Source organism: Amycolatopsis sp. WQ 127309 (assembly GCF_023023025.1).
Lineage (GTDB): Bacteria > Actinomycetota > Actinomycetes > Mycobacteriales > Pseudonocardiaceae > Amycolatopsis.
Genome location: NZ_CP095481.1, coordinates 8588400 through 8610631, shown reverse-complemented (window position 1 = coordinate 8610631; position 22232 = coordinate 8588400). Strand labels below are relative to the sequence as shown.

The window sequence follows — 22232 nt, the reverse complement described above, 5'->3', positions numbered from 1 at the left end:
CCACTCACGACAAGCCGCGGCAGAGGGCTCAGTGGACGTGGACCGGTTCCCACTCCGGGAACGGGTCCGGGCCGCTCGCGACGTCACCCAGGCACTCCCGCAGCGCGCCCAGCAGCGCGTCGCCCGCCAGGTCGACGCCGATGAACACCAGCTCCTGCCGTGGCTCCGCCGCGACGCCTTGGGGTTCGAACCGCGCCACCGTCCCGGCCTGGGACCAGAGCCCGGTCACCCCAGGCCGGGACGCCAGCGCGAAGAACCCCTTGGAGCGCAACACCGTCCCGAACTCGCCGGAGTCGAGCCGCCGGGCGACGAAGTCCCACAGCGCCGCCGGGTCGAAGGCCCCGGACGCGCGGAACACCACGCTCGAGATGCCGTACTCCTCGGTCTCCGGCACGTGGTCGCCGTTCAGCTCGGCGACCCAGCCCGGCGCCTCCTGTGCGCGCAGGACGTCGTAGCGGCCGGTGCCGAAGACGCGGTCCAGCGGCACCTTCCCGAAGCTGCTGGTCACGACGTCGGCCGCCGGGTTGAGCCGCCGGAGCACCGCCACCAGCAGTGCGGCCTCGTCCGGTGACACGAGGTCGGTTTTGTTCAGCAGCAACACATCCGCGAACTCGACCTGGTCCATCAGCAGGTCACTGACGGTCCGCTCGTCGCCGGCGTACTGGTCCAGCCGGCGCTCCACGAGGGAGTCGCCGGCGGCCAGTTCCCGGGCGAAGTTGGCCGCGTCGACCACCGTCACCATGGTGTCGAGGCGGGCCACCTCGTCCAGGAAGGTGAACGTCGCGGCCACCGGCATCGGCTCGGAGATCCCGCTCGACTCGATGAGCACGTGGTCGAACCGGTCGTCCGCGCAGAGCGCCGCCACCTCCTCCAGGAGGTCCTCCCGCAGGGTGCAGCAGATGCACCCGTTGGTCAGCTCGACGAGGCGTTCCTGGGAGCGCACGAGCGCGGCGTCGATGTTGACCTCGCTCATGTCGTTGACGATCACCGCCACCCGCAGGCCGTCGCGGTTGGCGAGGATGTGGTTGAGCAGTGTCGTCTTGCCCGCGCCGAGGAAGCCCGACAGCACGGTGACCGGGACGCTCACGCGTGGAAGTGGCGGATCAGCCGGCGGGGGACGAGCTTCGTCTCGCCGTCGACCTTGATCGGGACCAGGTCCACCGCGGCGGCCTTCCACTGGGACCGCCGGGTGCGGGTGTTGCTGCGGGACTTCTTGCGCTTGGGGACGGCCATCAGCGCGTACCCCGCTTCCCGTAGCGGCGGTGGAACTTCTCGACCTGGCCGGCGCTGTCCATGATCCGCTGGGTGCCGGTCCAGAACGGGTGCGACCACGCGCTGATGTCGACCGTCACCAGGGGGTAGGTCTGCCCGTCGGACCACTCGATCGTCTTGTCCGACGTGGCGGTGGAGCGGGTCAGGAACGCGTCGCCGGTGGACGAGTCCTTGAAGACCACGGGGTGGTAGTCGGGGTGGATGCCTGGTTTCACTGGTCTTCCTTTCGGTTCGCCGCGGTCGCGTCGTGCCGCGCCGGGTCGGGTTCGGTGTCCTCGCAAGGTTCTTCGTGCCAGTCCCCGAACGGGTCGGGATAGCGTTCCCACACCTCCGGGCCGGCTCTCAGTTCCTCGTCGGTCAGTAGAGCGCCGCGCAGGGCCGCGTCGATCTCGTCGGGCGTTGTCTGGTCCGTCACCACGACGAGCTCCTGCGCGCGGTCGCCGTGCACCGGGTGCCAGCGCAGGGACGCCAGGGTGCGGCGCTCGGGGGAGACGTCCGTCCACTCCGGACCGTCCGGCGAGGCGAGCCAAGGCCCGGCGTGCCCGATGCCCAGCCCGCCGCCGGCCGACTCGATCCAGAACGCGACGTCCGGCTGGCTGGCCACCCAGGCCCGGCCGCGGGTGCGGACGACGCCGTCGAGCAGGACGTCGAGCGCGTCGTGCAGCCGCTGCGGGTGGAACGGCCGCTCGGCGGTGAAGGTGACCAGCCCGATGCCGCAGTCGGCGTGCAGCGGCGGCTGGCCGCGCAGCAGGGCGCCGTGCATGTCGGTGACCTCGCCGCGGCGGGCGTCGGCCGGGACGGCGTCGAGCACGCTGTGCCCGTCCACCCGGCTCAGCTCGACCCGCGGGGTCGACGGTGCGACGCGGTCGAGCACGGCGGACGCCTTGGCCGCGCCCCACGCGTCGGTGGCCGCGCCGGCCAGCACGAGGACGTCGGCGAACTCGACCTGGGAGAGCGCCACCTGGGCGACGGTCCGGTCGTCCTCCGGGCTGGCCTGCAGGTTCCGCTCGGCCAGGGCGTCGTCCTCGGTCGCGTCGGCGAGCCAGGTCGCGCAGTCGACGACCGTGAGCACCGCGCGCAGGTCGACGTCGTCGTGCACCGGGTGGTCGCCGACCAGGACGTTGCGGATCGCCCAGCTCACCGGCTCGGGCTCCATCGCCTCGTCGAGCCGGACGACGATCCGGCGCACCTGCGGCATCCGGGCCAGCCGCCGCAGCAGCGGGAGCAGGTCCTCGCGCAGGGTGCAGGACACGCAGCCGTGCGCCAGTTCGAGGACGGTCAGCTGGTCGCGCTGCTCCAGGCGCAAGCGGCGGCGGACGACGCCGGAGTGGATGTCGCGCAGGTCGTGGTGGACGACGGCGGTGCCGGGCTCGGCGACGCGCAGCAACTCGGCGAGCGTGGCGTTCGCGCCCGGGGCGAGGCCGCTGACGAGCACGAGCGGGACGCGGGGTGGGTGGGTCACATGGGCTCCAGGAATACGGGCGGGGTACGGTGCGTAGAGTAGATGAAAACGACAACCACTATCAACTCGGGAGGGTCCGTGTCCGCCGTGTGCCAGGTCACCGGCCGCAAGCCGGGGTACGGCAAGCAGGTCTCGCACTCGCACCGCCGTACGTCCCGGCGGTGGGAGCCGAACCTGCAGAACCGCCGCTACTTCGTGCCCAGCGAGCGCCGCTGGGTGCGGCTGCGCGTCTCCGTCAAGGGGATGAAGACGATCGACAAGCGCGGGATCGAGGCCGTCGTGGCCGAACTGAAGGCGAAGGGGATGAAGTTCTGATGGCGAAGAGCACCGACATCCGGCCGGTCATCAAGCTGCGGTCGACCGCGGGGACCGGCTACACGTACGTCACGAAGAAGAACCGCCGCAACAACCCGGACCGGATGGTCCTGCGCAAGTACGACCCGGTCGCGCGCAAGCACGTCGAGTTCAAGGAAGAGCGCTGATGGCGAAGAAGTCGAAGATCGCGAAGAACGAGCAGCGGAAGGTGATCGCGGCCCGGTACGTCGAACGCCGTCGCGCGCTCAAGGCCGTCATCGCGTCGCCGTCGTCGTCCGCCGAGGACAAGGGAGCGGCGGTCGTCGCGCTGCAGAAGCTGCCGCGTGACGCGAGCCCGACGCGGATCCGCAACCGGGACGCGGCCGACGGCCGCCCGCGCGGGTACCTGCGCAAGTTCGGGCTGTCCCGGGTGAAGATGCGCCAGGCCGCCCACCACGGCGAGCTGCCCGGCGTCACGAAGTCGAGCTGGTGAGCCGGATGCCGAAGCCGACCCGGGACCGCCCGGGCAAGCGCAAGGTGAACCTGCTGCACGCGCACCGGATCACCCACGTCGACTGGAAGGACGTCGACCTGCTGCGGAAGTTCATCTCCGACCGCGGCAAGATCCGGGCCCGCCGGGTGACGGGGTTGACGCCGCAGCAACAGAAACAGGTCGCCACGGCGATCAAGAACGCGCGGGAGATGGCCCTGTTGCCCTACCCGGGCTCGGGCCGCGCGGGCGGATAATTCAGGTGCGGCCGCTGGGCGGGCGCGCGATCATGAGCCCGCGAAAGGGGGCGTCACCCGGGATGTCCTGACATCAGGAGGTCCACGTAGTGCACGCCCAGCTCACGGTCACGCCCGCCCAGCTGCCCGAAGTCCTGCTCGCCGCCGCCGTCGTGCGGCCGGTGTTCCTGTGGGGCGCGCCGGGCATCGGGAAGTCTTCCCTGGTCTGGGAATTCGCGGCGTCGCTGGGCCTCGACTGCGTCTCGCTGCTCGGCACCCAGCTCGCGCCGGAGGACCTGATCGGCGTCCCGCAGATCGTCGACGGCCGCAGCCGCTTCTGCCCGCCCGAGCAGATCGCCCGCGACGAGCCGTACTGCCTGTTCCTCGACGAGCTGAACGCCGCCGCGCCCGACGTCCAGAAGGCGTTCTACTCGCTCATCCTCGACCGCCGCATCGGCTCGTACGAGCTGCCGGCGGGCTCGGTCGTGATCGGCGCCGGCAACCGCGCCACCGACCAGGCCCTCGCACGCCCGATGGCGTCCGCGCTCGTCAACCGGCTCGTCCACGTGCACCTGCGCGCCTCGCCCGCCGACTGGCTGACCTGGGCGACGGGCCACGACATCCACCCGTCGGTCGTCGACTACCTGACCCAGCGCCCGGACCACCTGTGGAGCCCGCCGCCGAAGACCGAAGAGCCGTTCTCGACGCCGCGCTCGTGGCACATGCTGTCGGACCTGCTGCACTCCTACGGCGACGCCGTCGGCGACGAGACGATCGCGCTGCTGGCCTACGCGACGCTCACGCCGCAGCACGCCGGCTCGTTCCGCGCGTACCTCAAGGTGGCCCGGCACGCCTTCGACCTCGAAGCCATCCTCAAGGGCGACGCCCGCTGGCCCGCCGAGCCGGGCGATCGTGACCTGCTGTACTTCCTGGCCGAGACGTTCCGCGCCCGGCTGGTCAAGGACCTGCCCGCCGACAAGCGGCACGCGTCGGCCGCGGTGCGCCAGTTCGCGTTCCGCGCGAAGAGCCTGCTCGTCGAGCTGGCCGAGATCTCCCTGGAGATGGCCCAGCTGGTCATCGCCGACGACGAGGCGGGCCACCCGCGGCTGCCGTCGTGGTTCCTGGTCGAGGCCGCCCGCGACCTGCCGCGGCTCGTGGACGCGCGCGCGTGAGCACCGCGCAGGCCGAGGCCAAGCGCCGTGAACGCCGGGCCAAGGCGATCGACGCCGGCTGGGCGCTGGCCCGCGAGCACGCCGTGCTCGACCACCTGACGCGCGGCGCGAGCCTCGACGCGCAGAGCCTGACCGGCGTCGGCAGCTGGGCCGTCGTCAGCGAGCGCGGGGTGATCACGGCCAACCGCGCCCGCGACGCCGAGCCCGCGGAGTGGGCGTGGGTCTTCGCGCACCTGCTGCTGCACCTCGGCCTCGGCCACCTCGACGACGAGACGCTGACCGACGCCGAGGCCGTCACGCCCGGCCGGGAGATCGACGCGTCCTACGGCGCCGCCTGCTGCGTGGCCGTCCACCGGTTCGCCGAGGCGGTCCACGTCGGCGAACCCACCGTGCTGCTCCCGGAACTCCCGGGCGGCGACGAGCTCTCGTTGACCCGCGCGTGGCACGAAACCGGCGTCCCCGGCGCGTTCACGAGGCTTGGCACCGGCGGCGCGCGGCCGTGCCTGCGGCTCGGCCCGCCCCAGAGCCGCTGGCACCTCCAGCACAACGGCAAGCCGGAGCCGTGGACCGAGCGGTTCGCCCGCGGGCTGATCGCGGCGGCCACCGGCGCCATGGAACGCGCCGCGGACGCGCGTGGCCAGACCCGCCACCGGCGGGCGCTGGGGGAGTGGGACCGTGCGCTCGCCTGGTTCACCTCGTCGTTCCCGCTGCTCGGCGCGATGGCCGCGGGCTTCACCCTGATCGCCGACGCCGAGGTCGTCCGCGCCTGGGGTATCGCCGTGGCCGCGGTCGACGCCGAGCACGGCGAGATCTACGTCAACCCGCACGCGCCGTTGACCGCCGGGGAATGGCGGTTCGTGCTGGCGCACGAGATGCTGCACGCCGCGCTGCGCCACGACCGCCGCGCGCTCGGCCGCGACCCGTACCTGTGGAACGTCGCCTGCGACTACGTGATCAACGGCTGGCTCGTCGCGATGGCCGTCGGCGAACTGCCCGAGGACGCCCTGCACGACCCGCAGCTGACCGGCCTGTCCGCCGAGTCGGTGTACGACACGCTCACCACGGACCTCCGGCGCGCCCGCAAGCTGCAGACCCTCGGCAGCCGCGAGGCCGGTGACGTCCTGGGCGACTGGCTCACGCAGCCCGAAGCGACGCAGCGCCGGTCGTCGCGCCGGGCCGAGCCGCGGCCGATGCCGTGGACGGACCGCGTGCAGGGCGTCGACCTCGACGAGTTCTACCGCCGCGCGCTCACCCAGGGCCTGACCTACCACCACAACCAGGGCCGCGGCCTGCTGCCGGCCGGGCTGGAGCAGGAGATCCGGGCCCTGGAGCACCCGCCGCTGCCCTGGGACGCGCAGCTCGCCCGCTGGTTCGACGAGCACGTCCGTGTCGAGCTGCCGGTGCGCAGCTACGCGCGGGCGTCGCGCCGTCAGTCGTCGACGCCGGACATCCCGCGTCCGGGCAAGGTGCGGCCCGAGCGGCTCGACCGGCGCGTGACCTTCGGCGTCGTCCTCGACACGTCCGGCTCGATGGACGTCGAGCTGCTCGGCAAGGCGCTGGGCGCGATCGCGTCGTACGCCGCCGCGCGCGACGTCCCGGCGGCGCGGGTGGTGTTCTGCGACGCCGTCGCCTACGACGCCGGCTACCTCGCCGTCGAGGACATCGCGGGCCGCGTGAAGGTGCGCGGGCGCGGCGGCACGATCCTGCAGCCCGGCGTCGACCTGCTGCAGCGCGCGCCGGACTTCCCGCCGGACGGGCCGATCCTGATCATCACCGACGCGCTGTGCGACCACGTCCGGCCGCGGCGCGAGCACGCGTACCTGGTGCCCCGGGGCGCCCGGCTCCCGTTCGTCGCGCGCGGGCCGGTGTTCCGGGTTTCGTGAGAACCTCGAAGCATGAGTGACGACGAGATCACCCCGGAGATGCTGGCGCTGTGGGCCAAGATCTTCAGGTTCGCACGCGAGGGCCGGACCGCGGAGCTGGCCGCGTACGTCGACCGGGGAATCCCGGCCAACCTCAGCAACGACAGCGGCGACTCGCTGGTCATGCTGGCCGCCTACCACGGCCACGCCGAGACGGTCGCCGCGCTGATCGAGCGCGGCGCCGACCCGAACCGCGAGAACGACCGCGGCCAGAGCCCCCTGGCGGGCGCCGTCTTCAAGAACGAGCCGGCCGTCGTGCGCGCCCTGCTCGACGGCGGTGCCGACCCGCGCGCCGGGCAGCCGTCCGCACTCGACACGGCGAAGATGTTCGGCAACACCGACCTGCTGGGCCTGCTCGAACGGTGACTCTTCGCACGCCCGGCTGGTGCTGACCCACACCGTCAATAAACTCCCGCGAATGGACGACCCGCACTACCTTTCCGGCCTCCAGCTGACCGGCCGCCGCGTCGTGATGTTCGGCGGCGGTTCCGTGGCCCAGCGCCGGCTGCCCCGGCTCATCCGCGCGGGCGCGCGCGTGGAACTGGTGTCCCCGCACACGACGCCGTCGGTGCAGGGCATGGTGGACGCGGGCGAGCTGGTCTGGCACGAACGCCGCTACTCCGAAGGCGACCTGAAAGACGCCTGGTACGCCCTGGCCTGCACGGACGACGCCGAGGTCAACGCGGCGATCTGCGCCGAAGCCGAGCGCGAGCGCGTGTTCTGCGTCCGCGCCGACGAGGGCGAGTCCGGCAGCGCCGTGACCCCGGCGTCCGGGCGCCACGGCGGGCTGCTGGTCGGCGTCCTCTCCGGCGGTGAGCCCTTGCGCTCGGCCGCGGTCCGCGACTCGATCCTGGACGGCCTGCACGCGGGCACGGTCGAAGACGGCCGCCGCCCGCACCCGGACGGCACCCTGCCCGGCGTCGCGCTGGTCGGCGGCGGCCCGGGCGACCCGGAGCTGATCACGGTCCGCGGCCGCCGGCTGCTCGCGCGCGCCGACGTCGTGGTCGTCGACCGGCTGGCGCCCCGCGAGCTGCTCGACGAACTCGCGCCCGAGGTGGAGATCGTCGACGCGGCGAAGATCCCGTACGGCCGCGCGGCCAGCCAGGACGTCATCAACAGCACGCTCATCGACCGCGCGAAGGAGGGCAAGTTCGTCGTCCGCCTCAAGGGCGGCGACCCGTACCTGTTCGGCCGCGGCTTCGAGGAGGTGCTGGCCTGCGCCGAGGCCGGCGTCCCGGTGACGATGGTCCCGGGCATCACCAGCGCGTTCGCGGTCCCGGCGGTCGCCGACGTCCCGGTGACCCACCGCGGCGTCGCCCACGAGGTGGTGGTCGTCTCGGGCCACGTCGCCCCGGGCGACGACCGCTCGCTGGTCGACTGGGACCTGCTGGCCCGCATGCGCGGCACGATCGTCCTGATGATGGGCGTCGAGCGGCTCCCGCAGTTCGCCAAGGCCCTGCTCGACGGCGGCCGCCCGGCCGACACCCCGGTGGCGATCGTCGAAGACGGCACGATGCGCACCCAGCGCGCCCTGCGGTCCACATTGGACACGGTGGTCACCGACGCGGCGGCGTCGGGAGTCCGCCCTCCCGCGGTGATCGTGATCGGCCCGGTGGCGGGCCTGGCCCAGCCTCAGTCCTCGTAGCAGCTCGCGGCGAAGTCGCGGATCGCGTCCGAGAGCCGGGTCGGGTCGAACCTCAGCTCGACCGGGCTGCGGGCCTGGACGAACTCCGCGTCCGGCATGTCGACGGCCAGGCTGTCCGCGTCACCGAACGGGTGGATCGGGTCGCCCTGGTGGCCGATCACGAGGGCGCGGGTCGTGATCTTGCGGCGCACCGACTTCGGCGGGGCGATCCGGCCGAACAGGACCCCGTGCAGCAGGGCCGCCATCGGGGCCGGGCGCTGCGAGAGCGTGTCGGTGATGACGTCGACCCACTGGTTGCCGTGCGGGACCAGCGAGGCCCCGAAGGCCACTGCCTGCACCGTCACCGGCAGGAACCGGGCCGCCATCAGCAGCGGCGCGAACGTGAACAGACCCGCCACGATCGCGTTGTCCAGCACCGGCATCTCGACGATCAGCCCACGCGCCCGCTCGGGGGCCGACACCGCGACCTCCAGGGAGACGTTCGCGCCCAGCGACGTCCCGCCGATCACGGCGGCGGAGACCTCGAGGTGGTCCAGCAGCGCCAGGGTCTGCTCGGCGAACGACGGCATCGAGTACAGCCACGACTCGGTCGGGCGGTCCGAGTCGCCGTGGCCGAGCAGGTCGAGCGTGACCACCCGGAACCCGGCGCGGGCCAGCCGCCGCGCGAGGGGCGCGTGCATCCGGCGGGTGAGCATGATGCCGTGGGTCAGCACGACGACCTTGTCGCCGCTGCCGAACTCGGTGTACCAGAGCCGGTGCCCCTCGTGGTCGAACGAGCCGGTCAGCTCGATCGGGCGCGACGAACGCCGGGCGGGCGGGGCCGGGGGCTCCGGCTCGATCAGGGTCGCGCTGCTGGCCGGGCTCATGTCCCACCGTCCTCCCCGCGTCGTGGTCATCTCTGTTCAGGAAAGCATCCCCGGGTCACATCAGCACAGTGACTCGCACGTCAGTTGACAACGTGCCAATGGCGGGTGGTCGCGGGGATGGGTCAAGATGACCTCATGACCGCTACTGCTGACAGTCTGCCCGACCTCGTCTCCCTCGAGGTCGACATCGAAGGCCACGTCGCCGAAGTGACGCTCCTCGGCCCTTCGAAGGGCAACGCGATGGGCCCGGACTTCTGGCGCGAGCTGCCGCTGGTGATGGGGGCCCTCGACGCGGACCCGCAGGTCAGGGCCGTGGTGCTGACCGGCAGCGGCGCGCACTTCTCCTACGGCCTCGACCTGCCCGCGATGATGGGCGGCTGGGCGCCGCTGCTGGCCGGCGACGCGCTGGCCGGCCCGCGCAGCGAGTTCCACACCGAGGTCCGGCGGCTGCAGGCCGCCGTCAGCTCGATCGCCGAATGCCGCAAACCGGTCATCGCGGCCGTCTCCGGCTGGTGCATCGGCGGCGGCGTCGACGTCGTCACGGCGGCCGACATCCGCCTGGCCAGTGCGGACGCGAAGTTCAGCGTCCGCGAGGTGCGCGTCGCGATCGTCGCCGACATCGGCAGCCTCCAGCGGCTCGCCCCGATCATCGGCGAGGGCCACGTCCGCGAGCTGGCGCTGACCGGCAAGGACATCGACGCCGCCCGCGCCGAGAAGATCGGCCTCGTGAACGACGTCTACCCGGACCAGGACGCGCTGCTGAAGGCCGCGCGCGAACTGGCCGGTGAGATAGCTGCGAACCCGCCGCTCGTGGTGCAGGGTACGAAGCAGGTACTGGCGGCGAACACCGAGCGCCAGGTCGCCGACGGCCTCCGGTACGTCGCGGCGTGGAACTCGGCGTTCCTGCCCAGCAAGGACCTCGGCGAGGCGGTGCAGGCCTTCATGGAGCGTCGCAAGCCGGAGTTCACGGGCGAGTAGAGGAGGCAGGGTGAGCAACGGCGCTCGAGGCGATTCCGGGGTCCACCACGCGTTCCGCGTGGCGCGCGACTACCTGCAGCAGCACCGCGAGGACTACGACACGGCGTACCGCGACTTCGCCTGGCCGGAGTTCGACCACTTCAACTGGGCGATCGACTGGTTCGACGTCGTCGCGCACGATCCGGACAACGCCGAGCGGCTGGCGTTGTGGATCGTCGAGGAGGACGGCACCGAGAACCGCTGGACCTACCCGGAGATGTCGGGCCGGTCCAACCAGGTGGCGAACTGGCTGCGCGGCCTCGGCGTGCGCCGCGGTGACCGGCTGATCCTCATGCTGGGCAACCAGGGTGAGCTGTGGGAGACGATCCTCGCCGCGATCAAGCTCGGCGCGGTGATCATCCCGGCGTCCACCCTGCTCGGCCCGGCCGACCTGACCGACCGCGTCGAGCGCGGCGCCGCCAAGCACGTCGTGATCCGCTCGGCCGACACGGAGAAGTTCGCGGACGTCGCCGGCGACTACACCCGGATCGCGGTGGGGGAGCCGGTCGAGGGCTGGCACTCGTACGCGACAGCGTTCGCCGAGTCGCCCGAGTTCGCCCCGGACGGTCCGACGAAGGCCGCCGACCCGCTGCTGCTGTACTTCACCTCCGGCACCACGGCGAAGCCGAAACTGGTGCAGCACACGCAGGTGTCGTACCCGGTCGGGCACCTGTCCACGATGTACTGGATCGGCCTGGAACCGGGCGACGTCCACCTCAACATCTCCTCGCCGGGCTGGGCGAAACACGCGTGGAGCAACGTCTTCGCGCCGTGGAACGCCGAGGCGACGGTGTTCCTCTACAACTACACCCGGTTCGACGCGGGCGCGCTGATGGCCCAGATGGACCGCTGCGGCATCACGAGCTTCTGCGCGCCGCCGACGGTCTGGCGGATGCTCATCCAGGCCGACCTGACGGCGCTGAAGACGCCGCCGAAGAAGGTCGTCGGGGCGGGCGAGCCGCTGAACCCCGAGGTGATCGACCAGGTCGAGAAGGCCTGGGGCATCACGATCCGGGACGGCTTCGGCCAGACCGAGAGCAGCGTCCAGATCGCCAACACGCCGGGCCAGGACGTCGTGCCGGGCTCGATGGGCCGCCCGCTGCCCGGGTTCGTCGTGGCGCTGGTCGACCCGGTCAGCGGTGAACGCGCGCAGGAGGGCGAGATCTGCCTCGACCTCGACCACCGCCCGGTGGGCCTGATGACGGGCTACGCCGGCGACGACGAGCGCACCTCGACGGCGTTTTCGAACGGCTTCTACCACACCGGGGACGTCGGTTCGATCGACGAACGCGGCTACATCACCTACGTCGGGCGCACCGACGACGTCTTCAAGGCGTCGGACTACCGGATCTCGCCGTTCGAGCTGGAGAGCGTGCTCATCGAGCACGAGGCGGTCGCCGAAGCGGCGGTCGTCCCGGCCCCCGACCCGATCCGGCTCGCCGTGCCGAAGGCCTACGTCGTGCTGGCCGCCGGCCACGAGCCGACGGCCGACACGGCGAAGGCGATCCTGGCGTACTGCCGCGAGCACCTGGCGCCGTACAAGCGGATCCGGCGGCTCGAGTTCGCCGACCTGCCGAAGACGATCTCGGGCAAGATCCGCCGCGTCGAGCTGCGCGGCCGCGAGAGCGACCCGGCGCGCGGCGCGGGCACGGAGTTCCGCGAGGAGGACTTCCCGGACCTCAAGGGCTGAGCCCGGTTGCTCGGGGGAGCCGTCAGCTGCGGGTGCCCTCGATCTGGCGGCCGTCCTCGGTCGAGCACACCGTCACCGGGTCGTTCGCGCCGCTGCCGCACGTCCACTCGTCGAGCACGACGGGGTCCGGGCCGTCGGCGGAGGCCGCCTCGGCCGGGGTCAGCTTCGTGAAGTAGTCCTTCAGCAGCGTCGTCGCCGCGGCGCAGTCGACCTTGCCGTGCGCGACGACCGCCGTCTTGGCGCCGCCCGATCCGGTGACGTCGCCGCACGGCACGCCCGGTGCCGTGGACGCCGCCGCGGCCGCCTCGGCCGGGATCGCGCTCGAGGCGGACGGCGCCGCGGGCGCCGGGTCGGCGCCGCCGCACCCCGCCAGAGCGGCGGTCGCGGCGACGAGCAGCAGGGGGTAGGCGAGTGTCTTCATGGGCCCTTCAGAAGCGGACGGGACGGGAACTCATTCGGCCGGGACGACGGCGGCGAACACCGTCTGCTCGCCCTTGGTGCAGGTGGTGCCGCCCTGCGCGGCGGGCGGCCCGGAGGTGCACAGCCAGCCGTCGACCGTCTCGTTCACCGCGTCGTTCGAGCCGGCGCCCTGGCGCCCGGCGATCTTGCGGTGGAAGTCGGTGACCAGCTGGGTCGCCGCGACGCAGCTGACGCCGGACGAACCGCTGTCGAACACGTAGAGGGTCAGCCCGCTGGCCGCGGTGATGGTGCCGCACGCGCCGGGAACGGTCGGCGGCACGGCGGCCGGCTTCGACGCCGGGCCGGGCGCGGACGAGCCGCTCGTGGCGGGCGGCGGTGGCGGCGTCCCGGCCGTCGTGGACGCCGGCGCGGCGGACGTCGAAGCCTGCGGCGGGGGAGCGGCGGACGGGGCCGGGTCGCCGGAACAGGCGGCGAGCGCGGGCACGGCGAGGCAGGCCGCGAGCAACGGCCGCCACATCCTCGTGGTGGTCGGGTGGGGCACCGCGATCCTTCCTCCCCGGTCGGGCCGGCCAGGTCGTTCTGGCCCATCCGGGCCGGGGCCCCGTGGATCGATGCGCCCAGGGGTGTGCCGGAGATTACTCCAGCCGGGTGGCGGGCGTGTCCGGTGGCTCCCGTTTGTGTGTCCACAATGGACGGTTAACCTCCTGTTCACGCTCCGATACACAAGGCTGCCATCAAGAATCGATCGGTCTAATTCCCGCCGCGGCCGTTAACAACCCGGCCCGGACTGCCGACGATCGAGGTGGAAGCCAGCGAGCTTCCCGTCCCCGACAACCGCGCCCCGACCCCGTGAGAGCGATGAACGCCGTCACCAGCACCGAAGAACCGTCCCGCCCGCCGACCGTCCCCAACACCGTCATCTGGTGCTGCGGCCGCCCCTACGTCCTCGAGTCCCGGCCCGGCCGGGCCCGCTGGGTGGGCACCGACGGCCGCGGCCGTCCCGAGGCGCTGAGCAGCGCCGAACTGCAGCGACGCGGCTGGAGCCACCGCCGCGCGTGCTGAGCCGTGAGCTCTAGGGTGGGCGAGTGAGCACAGCCGCACCCGAACCAGCTCAAGCGAACACCCCGAGCGCCGAGCCGTCGCTGCTGCGACAGGCCTTCAACGTCCCCAACATGCTGTCGCTGCTGCGGCTGGCCGGTGTGCCGGTCTTCCTCTGGCTGCTGCTCGGCCCGAAGGAGGACGGCTGGGCGCTCGCGGTGCTGATGTTCGGCGCGCTCACCGACTGGCTCGACGGCAAGCTGGCCCGCTGGCTCAACCAGATGTCGCGGCTCGGCTCGCTGCTCGACCCGGCCGCCGACCGGCTCTACATCCTGGCGACGCTCGTCGCGTTCCTGCTCCGCGAGATCATCCCGTGGTGGGTCGTGGTGCCGCTGCTGGTCCGCGAGGCCGTGCTCGGCGTGTGCGTCCTGACGCTGCGCCGCCGCGGCTTCGCCCCGCCCGAGGTCACCTACATCGGCAAGGGCGCGACCTTCGTCCTGATGTACGCCTTCCCGTTCCTGCTGCTCACCCAGGGTGGCTCGGACATCGCCGCGATCGCCCGGCCGATCGGCTACGCCTTCACGATCTGGGGCGGGGTCCTCTACGTCTGGTCCGGCGTCCTCTACGTCGTGCAGGCGCGCACCGCGCTGCGCGGGGCCGGCGACGACTGAGCGCGACCGTTCCGCCGGGTCGTTCCGGGCGGCTGCGCCGTGTGGGTGTAAGACTTCGCCCAGCACATTTCGCCAGTGAGGGCATGAAAGGGGACCGGCGGTGTCCGTTCCTGAAGAGCTTCGCTACACCGAGGAACACGAGTGGGTCGCGACCCGCGGCGAGGACACCCTCGTCCGGATCGGCATCACCGAGTACGCGCAGGACCAGCTCGGCGACGTCGTGTTCGTCGACCTGCCCGAGGCCGGCCGCCACGTCGGCGCAGGCGACGTCTTCGGCGAGGTCGAGTCGACCAAGAGCGTCTCGGAGCTGTTCGCGCCGGTCGACGGCGAGATCGTCGCCGTCAACAACGCCGTCGCCGACTCGCCCGAGCTGATCAACAGCGACCCCTACGGCGAGGGCTGGCTGATCGAGATCCGGCTCGAGGACCCCTCGGCGCTCGAAGCGCTGCTCGAAGCCGAGGCGTACGGCGCTTTGATCAAGGGCTGAAACCCCGTCCGACCTCGGAATCCGGCCGATGGGAGCGATCTGCTCACGGTTCGCCGGTACCGGGGCCCGGAGAAGCGATCAGGCACGGTACGTTGGCAGCTACACGTTCTTGAAGTACTGGTAACACAGCATGTGTGGAGGAGAGCTCAGGTGAGCACGAACGACGGGCCGGGCGGCGTTCCCCCGGAGCAGTCTCCGGAGCGGACCTCTGTCTTCCGGGCCGACTTCCTGGCCGAAGCCGAAGGCCACGAGCCCGCCCCGGCCGCCGAAGCCCCGGTCCAGGGCGTCGACGCCCTGCCCGCGGGTTCGGCGCTACTGGTCGTGAAGCGGGGCCCGAACGCGGGCTCGCGCTTCCTGCTCGACCGCGACACCACCAGCGCCGGGCGTCACCCGGACAGCGACATCTTCCTGGACGACGTCACGGTCTCGCGGCGGCACGCCGAGTTCCGCCGTGAGGGCGGGGAGTTCGTCGTCATCGACGTCGGCAGCCTCAACGGCACCTACGTCAACCGCGAGCCGGTCGACCAGGCCGTTCTCGCCGGCGGCGACGAGGTCCAGATCGGGAAGTTCCGCCTGGTCTTCCTGACCGGCCCGGGGCACGGGGGCCAGGGGGCGCAGTGACGGCGGCCGGGCGGCCACAACGGGACGGGTTGAGCATCGGGGCGGTTCTGGCGCAGCTGCGCCACGACTTCCCCGACGTCACCATCTCCAAGATCCGGTTCCTCGAGGCGGAAGGCCTGGTCCAACCGGGCCGGACGCCCTCGGGTTACCGGCAGTTCGCCGCGGCGGACGTGGAGCGGCTCAAGTTCGTCCTGGCCGCCCAGCGGGATCACTACCTCCCGTTGAAGGTCATCAAGGAGCAGCTGGACGCGGCGGACTCGGGTGCCGAGCCCGCCGCGGCCATGCCGCGACCACCGCGCCGTCTGGTGCCGATCGACGGGGTCGCCGACAACGTGGGCCTGCCGGTGGCGGAGGACTTCGCCGCCGGCCGGGAGCTGCGCCTGACCCAGGAGGAGCTCCTGGAACAGGCCGGCATCGACGCGGCGGAGCTGGCCGAGCTGCTGCAGTACGGCCTGGTGCGGTCCGGTCCCGCGGGGTTCTTCGACCCCGACGCGGTGCTGGTCGCGCGCACGGTGAAGGCGATGACCGAATTCGGTATCGAGCCGAGACACCTGCGTGCCTTCCGCGCCGCGGCCGACCGCGAGGTCGGCCTGCTGGAGCAGATCGTGACCCCGGTGTACCGGCATCGTGACCCGGAGGCCAAAGCACGGGCCGACGAGGTGGTGCGAGAGCTCGCGGCACTGTCGGTGACCCTGCACACGCTCCTCGTGAAGGCCGGAATCCGTGGCGCCACGGGTTGTTGAGGCGTAACGGGACGGTGAGATCCTCTTTGCGGTCCCATGTCAATGACTGAATGTTCGGCACCTCATGCCGTACCGTGAGAACAACGGTTTGCGGTAGGCGAGCCGAGAGTGTCCGACAGCGAGCACAGCGCACAGATGACGGGTAGCGTCGGTGGTGAACGGCGCGAGGCGGTTCCAGCGCTGAAGCCCGTGTGCACGAGAGGGAGGCGAAGCCCGATGAGCGAAATGCGCGTCGTCGGTGTGCGGGTCGAGCTGCCCGCGAATCAGCCGATCTTGTTGCTGCGGGAGACCGAGGGCGAACGGTACCTGCCGATCTGGATCGGCTCGGTCGAAGCGACCGCCATCGCGTTGGAGCAGCAAGGGGTCCGCCCCGCCCGCCCGCTCACCCATGACCTGCTCAAAGAGGTCATCGGGGCGTTGGGCCGCGAGCTGGAGCAGGTCGTGATCACCGACCTCAAGGAAGGCACGTTCTTCGCCGAGCTCGTGTTCGACGGTGACATCCGGGTGTCCGCCCGGCCGAGCGACTCGGTCGCGCTGGCCCTGCGGATCGGCGTCCCCATCCACGCCGTGGACGCGGTGCTGGAAGAGGCCGGCCTGATCATCCCGGACGAGCAGGAGGACGAGGTCGAGAAGTTCCGCGAGTTCCTCGACTCGGTCTCCCCGGAAGACTTCCGCGGCGCCGACACGTAACGGGTGCCACGGCTTGCCTTGACGCCGACGTCAACGTCTACCGTCGGGGCATGCGGATCGGAGAGCTGGCCAAGCGCACGGGTACCACTACCCGTGCGCTTCGCTTTTACGAGGACCAGGGCCTCCTCGCGGCCCGTCGCGCGGCCAACGGCTACCGCGAGTACGACGAGGACGACCTCCAGCTGGTCACGGAGATCCTGAAGCTGCAGACCGTCGGGCTGTCCCTCGACGAGACCCGGCCGTTCGTCGACTGCCTGCGCAGCGGCCACGAGACCGGCGACGCCTGCCCGAGCTCGATCGAGATGTACCGGCGCAAGCTCGCGGAGGCCGACGCCGTCCTCGCCCGCCTCGGCGCGATCCGCGCCGACCTCGCCGGGAAGCTCGCCGACGCGCTGGCCAGGCAGGACCCCGCCTGCGCCCCCGATCCGTGCGTCGTCCCCGAACGTCTCTGAAGGAGCTCAGTCATGTCCGAAATCCCCGAAGTCACGGATACGACGTTCGCCGCCGAGGTGCTCGGCGGCGACGTCCCGGTGCTGGTCGAGTTCTGGGCCACCTGGTGCCCGCCGTGCCGGATGATCGCGCCGGTCGTGGCCGAGCTGGCCCGCGAGCGCGTCGGCACGCTGTCGGTGCGCAAGATCAACTCCGACGAGAACCCGGAGACGACCCGGGCGTACCAGGTCATGTCGCTGCCGACGATGATCCTGTTCCGCGCCGAGGAGCCCGTCCTGACCGTCGTGGGCGCGCAGCCGAAGGCCCGGCTCGAAGAGCGCCTCGACCGGGCCCTCGCCGATCAGGGTGCGGTGGCCCTGACGAACGTGTCCGCGACCTCGCGGCCGTAGAGCTCCAGGTCCAGCGCGGGGTCGGCCGCGTAGGCCGCCGCCACGCCGTCGATCGCCTGGGCGATCGACATCGCCATCACCTCGGGCGTGAACGCGCCGAACGTGCCCTCGGCCTGGCCCTGCTTGAGCTGACGGGCCAGGCCGTGCACCCGCAGGTCGTCGACCAGGACCTTCGTCATCACCCAGCCCTCGGCGTCGTCGGTGTTGGCGGCCATCTCCGTCAGCACCCGCACGCAGTCCGGGTAGGCCCGCAGGAACGCGATCGACGTCTCGATGTGCGCCCGCAGGTAGCCGGCGCGGTCGGCCGGGTCCAGGTCGCCGCCGGTGCGCTCCTTGAGGAACTCGTTCTTCGTCTCGACGACCGTGCTGAGCACCGCCTGCATCAGCCCGGCCTTGTTGGTGAAGTGGTAGGAGATCATCCGGGTGCTGCTCAGCCCGGCGCGTTCGCGGATCTTGGCGAACGTGGCCTTGCGGTAGCCGAGGTCGTTGATGACGCCGATCGTCGCGCCGAGGATCTGCGCGCGGCGGGCGGCCTCGGTCACGCTGAGGCCCATCTCGGCCATGAGTTCGGTTTTTACTTGCATGAGTAAAAATTAACACGACTGAGTAAAAGTGTCCAGGAGGTTTGAACCACTGCCTCCGGGGTACGGCGAACGGCTCAAACGCTCATCCGACCGTTGAGGCTTGCCGCGCGTCGCGTTGACCGGCCTTGCCTGGGCGCTTACCGTCGGAGGAGGTAAATCGCCACGATGTGATTCACGGTCTGGGGCCGGATCGTGGCGGTTGATCTCCGGTGGGTCCCGCTCTGGGTCCTGTCCGGCTGTCATTCGCCGGCCGCCTGGTCGGGCGAGGGGAGGCTTGCGTGGTCGAGGCTGGTTCCGAGAAGCAGCCTGTTCGGTTCGCGGCTGGCGAGCAGGGTGAACTGTTCCCCGACGACTCGCTGCCCGACGAGCTCGTCGGCTACCGGGGTCCGGCCGCGTGCCAGATCGCCGGGATCACCTACCGTCAGCTCGACTACTGGGCTCGCACGAAACTGATCGCGCCCAGCATTCGCACCGCGCACGGCTCCGGCTCCCAGCGGCTGTACTCGTTCAAGGACATCCTGGTCCTGAAGGTGGTCAAGCGGCTGCTGGACACCGGGGTCTCGCTGCAGAACATCCGGGTCGCGGTCGACCACCTGTCCGTCCGCGGGGTCCGTGACCTCGCCAAGGTCACGCTGTTCTCCGACGGCACCACGGTCTACGAGTGCACCTCGCCGGAGGAGATCGTCGATCTGCTCCAGGGCGGCCAGGGCGTGTTCGGCATCGCGGTCAGCGGCGCGATGCAGGAAATCAGCGGCACCATCCACGAGTTCCCGGCCGAACGCGCCGACGGCGGCATCGTCGAAGCGCACGAGCCGGACGAGCTGACCCAGCGCCGCAACGCCCGCCGTACCGGGTGATCATCTCCGCGGCAGGCGGAGTAAAGTGATCCACGCAGTCGACGAAACCGCGCGGGAGAGTCCGGACCACAACCTCGAGTCCGGCGCCGAAGGAGCAAGTCCTCCCCGGAACCTCTCAGGCACCCTGGACCGCGCGGTCTAGACGCCTCTGGAAAGCGGGTCGTCAGGACACCACCTGATGGCCCCGCCGACGGTGCAAGCCCGGCTCAACCTCGGGCGAAACTCTCAGGCGCCCAGAAATGGGTACGGACAGAGTGGGGAGGGTTCCTCGACAGCGTTTCGCGGATGCTGTCCAGGCCCGCCGTTCGCAGGAGGCCATCGTGCAGCCGTCACTCGCCTCCCTGGAACAGGGCTTTCCCTTCGCCGACCGGCACATCGGGCCCGGCCCGGCGGAACTCCGCACGATTCTCGACGTCATCGGCGTCGCCTCGCTCGACGAACTCGCCGAACGGGCGGTGCCCGGGTCGCTGCGCGCGTCCGCCGCGCCCCTCGACCTGCCGCCGCCCGCCACCGAAGCCCAGGCGCTCGCCGAACTGCGGGCGCTGGCCGCGCGGAACCGGCCGATGGCCCAGATGATCGGCCTCGGTTACCACGACACCGTGACCCCGCCGGTGATCCGCCGGAACATCCTCGAGAACCCGGCCTGGTACACCGCGTACACGCCCTACCAGCCGGAGATCTCGCAAGGCCGGCTCGAAGCGCTCCTCAACTTCCAGACCATGGTCGCCGACCTGACCGGCCTGCCCGTCGCGAACGCGTCCCTGCTCGACGAGGCCACCGCGGCCGCCGAAGCGATGACGCTCGTGCGTCGCGCCGGCAAGTCGGCGTCCAACCGGTTCGTCGTCGACGAAGACACCCTGCCGCAGACCCTGGCCGTGCTCCGGACCCGCGCCGGACCGCTCGGCATCGAACTGGTCGTCGAAGACCTGTCCCAGGGGCTGACCGGGCTCGGCCTCGGCGGCGACTTCTTCGGCGTCCTGCTGTCCTGCCCGGGCGCGTCCGGCGCCGTCCGCGAGTTCGACTTCACCATCGCCGACGCGAAGAAGCACGGCGCGGCGGTGATCGTCGCCGCGGACCCCCTGTCCCTGACGCTGCTGCGGCCGCCCGGTGAGCTCGGCGCCGACGTCGCGATCGGCTCGACCCAGCGGTTCGGCGTCCCGCTGGGCTTCGGCGGTCCGCACGCGGCCTACCTGGCGGTCCGCCAAGGCTTGGAGCGGCAGCTGCCCGGCCGGCTGGTCGGTGTCTCGAAGGACGAAGACGGCGCCCCGGCGTACCGGCTGGCGCTGCAGACCCGGGAACAGCACATCCGCCGCGAGAAGGCGACGTCGAATATCTGCACCGCGCAGGTCCTGCTCGCCGTGATGGCCTCGATGTACGCGGTCCACCACGGCCCCGACGGCCTGCGCGCGATCGCGCTGCGCGCCCACCGGATGGCGACCGTGCTCGCGGCCGGCCTCTGCGAAGGTGGCGTCGAGGTCGTGCACGGCGAGTTCTTCGACACCATCACCGCGGCGGTACCGGGCCGCGCGGCCGCGGTCGTCGCGGCGGCCCGCGACCTCGGCGTGAACCTGCGGCGGATCGACGACGACCACGTCGGCGTCGCCTGCGACGAGACGACCACCCGCGAACGGCTTTCCCTGGTGTGGAAGGCCTTCGGCGTCTCGGTGTCCGATGTGGACGGCCTGGACGAGGACACGGCCGACGCGCTCCCGGCGCCGCTGCGGCGCACGAGCGGCTTCCTCACCCACCCGGTGTTCCACGCCCACCGCTCCGAAACCGCGTTGCTGCGCTACCTGCGGCAGCTGTCCGACAAGGACGTCGCGCTCGACCGCAGCATGATCCCGCTCGGCTCCTGCACGATGAAGCTCAACGCCGCGGCGGAGATGGAGCCGGTCACCTGGCCGGAGTTCGCCGGGCTGCACCCGTTCGCCCCGGCCGAGGACGCGGCCGGCCTGCTCACGGTCATCGCGGACCTCGAAGCCTGGCTGGCCCGGATCACCGGCTACGACAAGGTTTCCCTGCAGCCCAACGCCGGCAGCCAGGGCGAGTTCGCCGGGCTGCTGGCCATCCGCGCGTACCACCGCTCGCGCGGCGAGGGTGAGCGCGACGTCTGCCTGATCCCGGCCAGCGCGCACGGCACCAACGCCGCCAGCGCCGTGATGGCGGGCATGCGCGTGGTCGTCGTCCGGTGCGACGACGGCGGCGACATCGACCTCGCGCACCTGCGGTCCACAGTGGACGAGCACCGGGCCGACCTCGCGGCGATCATGATCACCTACCCGTCGACGCACGGCGTCTACGAGGACACCGTCGGCGAGGTCTGCGCGCTGGTGCACGACGCGGGCGGCCAGGTGTACGTCGACGGCGCCAACCTCAACGCCCTGATCGGCGTGGCGCAGTACGGCCGGTTCGGCGCCGACGTCTCGCACCTCAACCTGCACAAGACGTTCTGCGTCCCGCACGGTGGCGGCGGGCCGGGGGTCGGCCCGATCGGCGTCCGCGCGCACCTCGCGCCGTTCCTGCCGAACCACCCGCTGCAGCCCGCGGCCGGCCCGGCGACCGGCGTCGGCCCGGTCAGCGCGGCGCCGTGGGGCAGCGCGTCGATCCTGCCGATCTCGTGGGCCTACGTCCGGATGATGGGCGCCGAAGGCCTGCGCCGGGCGACGCTGGTGGCCGTGGCGAACGCCAACTACGTCGCGCGCCGCCTGAGCGAGCACTACCCGGTGCTCTACGCCGGCCACGAAGGCCTCGTCGCCCACGAGTGCGTCCTCGACCTGCGGCCGCTGACGAAGGCCACCGGCGTCACGGTCGACGACGTCGCCAAGCGGCTGGCGGACTACGGGCTGCACGCGCCGACGATGTCGTTCCCCGTCCCGGGCACGCTCATGGTGGAGCCGACCGAGAGCGAGAACCTGGCCGAGCTGGACCGCTTCTGCGCGGCGATGATCGCGATCCGCGGCGAGATCGACCGCGTCACGGCGGGGGAGTGGGCCCTGGCGGACTCGCCGCTGCGGCACGCGCCGCACACCGCGCGCTGCGTCACGGGCGAGTGGGACCGGCCCTACAGTCGTGAGACGGCGGTGTTCCCCGCCGGCACCGGCGGCGCGAAGATCTGGCCGCCGGTCCGCCGCGTCGACGGCGCCGCGGGCGACCGGAACCTGGTCTGCTCGTGCCCGCCGCCGGAGGCGTTCGCCTAGGTCCGGGCTTGCGCCGGCC

Annotated in this window: 28 protein-coding genes and 1 riboswitch; of the genes, 20 read left to right on the top strand and 8 right to left on the bottom strand. The window is 71.8% G+C overall.

The genetic code is table 11. The annotated features are described in order from the left end of the window. Window positions 1-28: 28 nt before the first annotated feature. The 4 genes from MUY22_RS37935 to mrf are packed head-to-tail and all read right to left on the bottom strand — an operon-like array spanning window position 29 to window position 2734. Window positions 29-1087: a GTP-binding protein gene (locus MUY22_RS37935; protein ID WP_247051991.1), complete on the bottom strand. Its 1059-nt coding sequence runs from the start codon at window positions 1085-1087 to the stop codon at window positions 29-31. Then, window positions 1084-1233, bottom strand: coding sequence for a 50S ribosomal protein L32 (gene rpmF / locus MUY22_RS37930; protein ID WP_247051990.1), 150 nt, complete (start codon window positions 1231-1233; stop codon window positions 1084-1086). The genes MUY22_RS37935 and rpmF overlap by 4 nt, the downstream gene beginning before the upstream one ends. Then, window positions 1233-1487 (bottom strand): type B 50S ribosomal protein L31, encoded by a 255-nt coding sequence (locus MUY22_RS37925; RefSeq protein ID WP_247051989.1) that lies wholly within the window; start codon window positions 1485-1487, stop codon window positions 1233-1235. Before MUY22_RS37925 ends, rpmF begins: the two co-directional genes overlap by 1 nt. Then, window positions 1484-2734: a ribosome hibernation factor-recruiting GTPase MRF gene (mrf, locus tag MUY22_RS37920; protein ID WP_247051988.1), complete on the bottom strand. Its 1251-nt coding sequence runs from the start codon at window positions 2732-2734 to the stop codon at window positions 1484-1486. Before mrf ends, MUY22_RS37925 begins: the two co-directional genes overlap by 4 nt. A 78-nt stretch (window positions 2735-2812) precedes the next feature. On the opposite strand from mrf, the gene rpmB reads away from it, so the two are divergent. The 8 genes from rpmB to cobA all read left to right on the top strand — a co-directional run bounded on the left by rpmB (window position 2813) and on the right by cobA (window position 8493). Further along, a complete protein-coding gene (gene rpmB / locus MUY22_RS37915) occupies window positions 2813-3049 on the top strand; it encodes a 50S ribosomal protein L28 (RefSeq protein ID WP_247051987.1) in 237 nt (78 codons plus the stop codon). Then, entirely contained in the window at window positions 3049-3216 is a 168-nt protein-coding gene (gene rpmG, locus MUY22_RS37910; protein WP_009078884.1) for a 50S ribosomal protein L33, read from the top strand. Before rpmB ends, rpmG begins: the two co-directional genes overlap by 1 nt. Further along, window positions 3216-3521, top strand: coding sequence for a 30S ribosomal protein S14 (rpsN, locus tag MUY22_RS37905; protein WP_247051986.1), 306 nt, complete (start codon window positions 3216-3218; stop codon window positions 3519-3521). Before rpmG ends, rpsN begins: the two co-directional genes overlap by 1 nt. Further along, window positions 3518-3775, top strand: coding sequence for a 30S ribosomal protein S18 (gene rpsR, locus MUY22_RS37900; protein WP_247051985.1), 258 nt, complete (start codon window positions 3518-3520; stop codon window positions 3773-3775). Before rpsN ends, rpsR begins: the two co-directional genes overlap by 4 nt. 89 nt (window positions 3776-3864) lie before the next feature. After that, the gene (locus MUY22_RS37895; RefSeq protein ID WP_247051984.1) at window positions 3865-4926 is read left to right on the top strand and encodes an ATP-binding protein; all 1062 of its coding nucleotides are present in this window, start codon (window positions 3865-3867) and stop codon (window positions 4924-4926) included. Continuing rightward, window positions 4923-6809 carry a hypothetical protein gene (locus tag MUY22_RS37890; RefSeq protein WP_247051983.1) on the top strand — a complete coding sequence of 629 codons (1887 nt, stop codon included), beginning with the start codon at window positions 4923-4925 and terminating at the stop codon, window positions 6807-6809. The genes MUY22_RS37895 and MUY22_RS37890 overlap by 4 nt, the downstream gene beginning before the upstream one ends. Window positions 6810-6821: 12 nt before the next feature. Continuing rightward, window positions 6822-7214 (top strand): ankyrin repeat domain-containing protein, encoded by a 393-nt coding sequence (locus tag MUY22_RS37885; protein WP_247051982.1) that lies wholly within the window; start codon window positions 6822-6824, stop codon window positions 7212-7214. Between the two features lie 52 nt (window positions 7215-7266). Next, on the top strand, window positions 7267-8493 hold the full coding sequence (gene cobA / locus MUY22_RS37880; protein WP_247051981.1) for a uroporphyrinogen-III C-methyltransferase: 1227 nt from the start codon (window positions 7267-7269) through the stop codon (window positions 8491-8493). Here the strand turns inward: cobA and MUY22_RS37875 are convergent. Next, complete coding sequence (locus MUY22_RS37875; protein WP_247051980.1) at window positions 8481-9359, bottom strand: alpha/beta fold hydrolase; 879 nt, start codon at window positions 9357-9359, stop codon at window positions 8481-8483. The genes cobA and MUY22_RS37875 overlap by 13 nt on opposite strands. Before the next feature lie 135 nt (window positions 9360-9494). On the opposite strand from MUY22_RS37875, the gene MUY22_RS37870 reads away from it, so the two are divergent. Further along, window positions 9495-10337, top strand: a complete 843-nt coding sequence (locus MUY22_RS37870) for a crotonase/enoyl-CoA hydratase family protein (RefSeq protein ID WP_247051979.1) — start codon at window positions 9495-9497, stop codon at window positions 10335-10337. A gap of 10 nt (window positions 10338-10347) precedes the next feature. Continuing rightward, window positions 10348-12066, top strand: a complete 1719-nt coding sequence (locus MUY22_RS37865) for an AMP-binding protein (RefSeq protein WP_247051978.1) — start codon at window positions 10348-10350, stop codon at window positions 12064-12066. Window positions 12067-12088: 22 nt separating this feature from the next. On the opposite strand, the gene MUY22_RS37860 is transcribed toward MUY22_RS37865, so the two are convergent. Together MUY22_RS37860 and MUY22_RS37855 are read right to left on the bottom strand one after the other, a co-directional pair. After that, a complete protein-coding gene (locus MUY22_RS37860) occupies window positions 12089-12487 on the bottom strand; it encodes a hypothetical protein (RefSeq protein ID WP_247051977.1) in 399 nt (132 codons plus the stop codon). 30 nt (window positions 12488-12517) lie between these two features. Next, entirely contained in the window at window positions 12518-13027 is a 510-nt protein-coding gene (locus MUY22_RS37855; protein ID WP_247051976.1) for a hypothetical protein, read from the bottom strand. A gap of 317 nt (window positions 13028-13344) precedes the next feature. Between MUY22_RS37855 and MUY22_RS37850 the strand changes: the two genes are divergently transcribed. From MUY22_RS37850 to trxA, 8 genes are all read left to right on the top strand, one after another. After that, complete coding sequence (locus MUY22_RS37850) at window positions 13345-13548, top strand: hypothetical protein (protein ID WP_247051975.1); 204 nt, start codon at window positions 13345-13347, stop codon at window positions 13546-13548. 23 nt (window positions 13549-13571) lie between these two features. Next, window positions 13572-14195: a CDP-alcohol phosphatidyltransferase family protein gene (locus tag MUY22_RS37845; RefSeq protein WP_247051974.1), complete on the top strand. Its 624-nt coding sequence runs from the start codon at window positions 13572-13574 to the stop codon at window positions 14193-14195. A 100-nt stretch (window positions 14196-14295) separates the two neighbouring features. Further along, a complete protein-coding gene (gene gcvH, locus MUY22_RS37840; protein ID WP_247051973.1) occupies window positions 14296-14682 on the top strand; it encodes a glycine cleavage system protein GcvH in 387 nt (128 codons plus the stop codon). A gap of 150 nt (window positions 14683-14832) precedes the next feature. Next, window positions 14833-15303 carry a glycogen accumulation regulator GarA gene (gene garA, locus MUY22_RS37835; RefSeq protein WP_247051972.1) on the top strand — a complete coding sequence of 157 codons (471 nt, stop codon included), beginning with the start codon at window positions 14833-14835 and terminating at the stop codon, window positions 15301-15303. Next, window positions 15300-16046 (top strand): MerR family transcriptional regulator, encoded by a 747-nt coding sequence (locus tag MUY22_RS37830; protein ID WP_247051971.1) that lies wholly within the window; start codon window positions 15300-15302, stop codon window positions 16044-16046. Before garA ends, MUY22_RS37830 begins: the two co-directional genes overlap by 4 nt. 216 nt (window positions 16047-16262) lie before the next feature. Continuing rightward, a complete protein-coding gene (locus MUY22_RS37825) occupies window positions 16263-16736 on the top strand; it encodes a bifunctional nuclease family protein (RefSeq protein ID WP_009078856.1) in 474 nt (157 codons plus the stop codon). A gap of 50 nt (window positions 16737-16786) precedes the next feature. Continuing rightward, the gene (locus MUY22_RS37820; RefSeq protein ID WP_247051970.1) at window positions 16787-17188 is read left to right on the top strand and encodes a MerR family transcriptional regulator; all 402 of its coding nucleotides are present in this window, start codon (window positions 16787-16789) and stop codon (window positions 17186-17188) included. 12 nt (window positions 17189-17200) lie between these two features. Then, on the top strand, window positions 17201-17575 hold the full coding sequence (gene trxA / locus MUY22_RS37815; RefSeq protein ID WP_305879334.1) for a thioredoxin: 375 nt from the start codon (window positions 17201-17203) through the stop codon (window positions 17573-17575). Here trxA and MUY22_RS37810 read toward each other — a convergent pair. Continuing rightward, window positions 17527-18159 (bottom strand): TetR/AcrR family transcriptional regulator, encoded by a 633-nt coding sequence (locus tag MUY22_RS37810; RefSeq protein WP_247051969.1) that lies wholly within the window; start codon window positions 18157-18159, stop codon window positions 17527-17529. The two genes, trxA and MUY22_RS37810, sit on opposite strands and share 49 nt — an antisense overlap. A gap of 278 nt (window positions 18160-18437) precedes the next feature. Between MUY22_RS37810 and MUY22_RS37805 the strand changes: the two genes are divergently transcribed. Together MUY22_RS37805 and gcvP are read left to right on the top strand one after the other, a co-directional pair. Beyond that, window positions 18438-19016, top strand: coding sequence for a MerR family transcriptional regulator (locus tag MUY22_RS37805; protein ID WP_305879333.1), 579 nt, complete (start codon window positions 18438-18440; stop codon window positions 19014-19016). Window positions 19017-19058: 42 nt separating this feature from the next. Next, window positions 19059-19158, top strand: a riboswitch (glycine riboswitch). Between the two features lie 178 nt (window positions 19159-19336). After that, complete coding sequence (gene gcvP / locus MUY22_RS37800; protein ID WP_247051968.1) at window positions 19337-22213, top strand: aminomethyl-transferring glycine dehydrogenase; 2877 nt, start codon at window positions 19337-19339, stop codon at window positions 22211-22213. The last annotated feature ends 19 nt before the right edge of the window (window positions 22214-22232 follow it).